Source organism: Endozoicomonas ascidiicola (assembly GCF_001646945.1).
Lineage (GTDB): Bacteria > Pseudomonadota > Gammaproteobacteria > Pseudomonadales > Endozoicomonadaceae > Endozoicomonas > Endozoicomonas ascidiicola.
The window spans coordinates 989795-991586 of the sequence record NZ_LUTV01000001.1 but is presented as its reverse complement, the minus strand read 5'-3'; the positions used below and the strand labels follow the sequence as shown (position 1 = coordinate 991586).

Below are 1792 nucleotides of genomic sequence, written 5' to 3'. Positions count from 1 at the left end.
GCCTCAATCGGATGAGAGCATGGCTGAAGCTCGTCGCTGCCTGCAGGAACGCACGGCTAACGCACGATCGAATGATTTGGCAATACCTTACCGTGTTCGTATATATGGTGAGGCAAACTATCAGGCAAAGAGTTGGAAAGGACTGAATACACGTGTCATCTATAAAGCTGAAGTCAATCAGATGGGTGACAATCCTCGTTTTGTGGTGACATCCATAACAAAYGCTTCAGCACAATGCATTYATGAACAGTTCTATTGTCCGAGGGGGCAGGATGAAAACTACATCAAACATCTGAAAAATGACCTGTCGTGTGATCGAACATCGGATATGAGTTTTCGGGCGAATGCGTTACGCATGTATTACGCATGCGCTGCCTATGTTATGCATTATGAAATGAGAGCCATTGCGTTGAAGGGTACTGAGTTAGAGAAGGCACAGCCTTCAACAGTGATTGCCAAATTGTTCAAAATTGCTGTTAAGGTGGTGGAGTACAAAGATCGTGTGAAGTTACACCTGCCCAGCAGTAACCCAATGAAAGAGGTRCTGCAGCGAATTACAGAAACGTTTACTGCMCTGCCGTTCCCCAAACCGGGGTAACAGACACAACACTTTGAATAAAAGGCACGAAATTGAATCAGCAAAACAAGCTGAGGGTTCGTCATGCCAAATACTCGGAAAATCGATTATTTTATAGCGGTAAAAAGGTGCAGTTAAGCATGACCGAAAGGCAGAAGAGTTTGTTGCTATGCTCTGCAAGGATTTGTTTGTTCAAAAAAACATCACTTCTTCTGGCTTAGCAGCATTTATGAAATATCCGGGTTAGACTTGGCATCCACCTTATATTGGCCCAGGGACAATCCAGCTTCGGTGCACCAGGCGTTAACCATGTGAATGGCGTCTTTGCCCTTGTTCCAGGCCGAACCTTTAACCGTCTTGCCATCTATCGCGACGATTCTGCTGTCAGAAAGTTCAAGACCCGAAAGAACGTCCCGTATCCACTGGATAAAGATCTGACGAAACTCATCTGGATCGATTGCAGCAAAAACACGATTAAATGTAATGGCGACAGGAATTCCACCGGGTAAGGTCAGATACTTTCGAAACCATTTTTCTTTAGTTTCGGCGAACAGTCTAATGGCGTTCCAGTCATCTGCGCCGCACAAAATGGCACAAACGGAGATAAACATAATCTCAGCCAGAATATGCGTTGTTTTCTTGGGATCTCGAGGATCGGTGAGTGTGCTGAATTTGGAGAACAGGGCTTTTGCTGACATAGATAGGTAGAAAAAAACGGTATTCTGCCGTTTTTCAGCCCGCCTGTCTGTTCAAAAAATACTCATGTTTTTGCCGTGTGGGTACGGCCATCCAGAAAAATATCAGACATTTCAGGGGTGCTCAGCCTGAATAATGTAGCAAGTATTTAAAAAGCATCTACTCTATTAGTAATTGACTACTGACGTTTATGTTTGCTGCCATGCCTGCCCAGATACTTTCTTCAAAAAACTCCGAAACCCAAGTTCTCATCACTATCCAGCATGGAAAGTCAATGCTGGAGTTTGAAGAGCAGTTACAGGACGAGCTTAATGATGCTGGCCGTCTGGCATCTGCCAAACAGCTGGAATACCTCGACACTGATGGCTCTCCTATCCAGCTTGGCTCCATCAGTATGACCTGCAAGAAAAAGAAGGAACTCAAGGTTTATGAGTCTCCATGGGGGCAATGTCCAGTAGAGCGCTATGTTTATCAGAGCAGTAAGGGAGGTAAAACGTTCTGCCCTCTTGATCAGAATGC

At 45.0% G+C, this 1792-nt stretch carries 2 protein-coding genes and 1 pseudogene; 2 read left to right on the top strand and 1 reads right to left on the bottom strand.

From position 1 onward, the window contains the following. On the top strand, window positions 1–598 hold a 598-nt coding region (locus AKL11_RS04045), incomplete at its 5' end, for a transposase (RefSeq protein WP_216636754.1). 206 nt (window positions 599–804) lie between these two features. Here AKL11_RS04045 and AKL11_RS04040 read toward each other — a convergent pair. Next, complete coding sequence (locus AKL11_RS04040; protein ID WP_067515287.1) at window positions 805–1275, bottom strand: ISAs1 family transposase; 471 nt, start codon at window positions 1273–1275, stop codon at window positions 805–807. 272 nt (window positions 1276–1547) lie between these two features. Here AKL11_RS04040 and AKL11_RS25550 point away from each other — a divergent pair. After that, window positions 1548–1792, top strand: a pseudogene (locus tag AKL11_RS25550) (ISKra4 family transposase); the annotation flags it as partial.

What these genes read in the sequence shown, in the direction of transcription:
- AKL11_RS04040 (WP_067515287.1), bottom strand. Translation starts at nt 1,275, where the DNA reads ATGTCAGCAAAAGCCCTGTTCTCCAAATTCAGCACACTCACCGATCCT.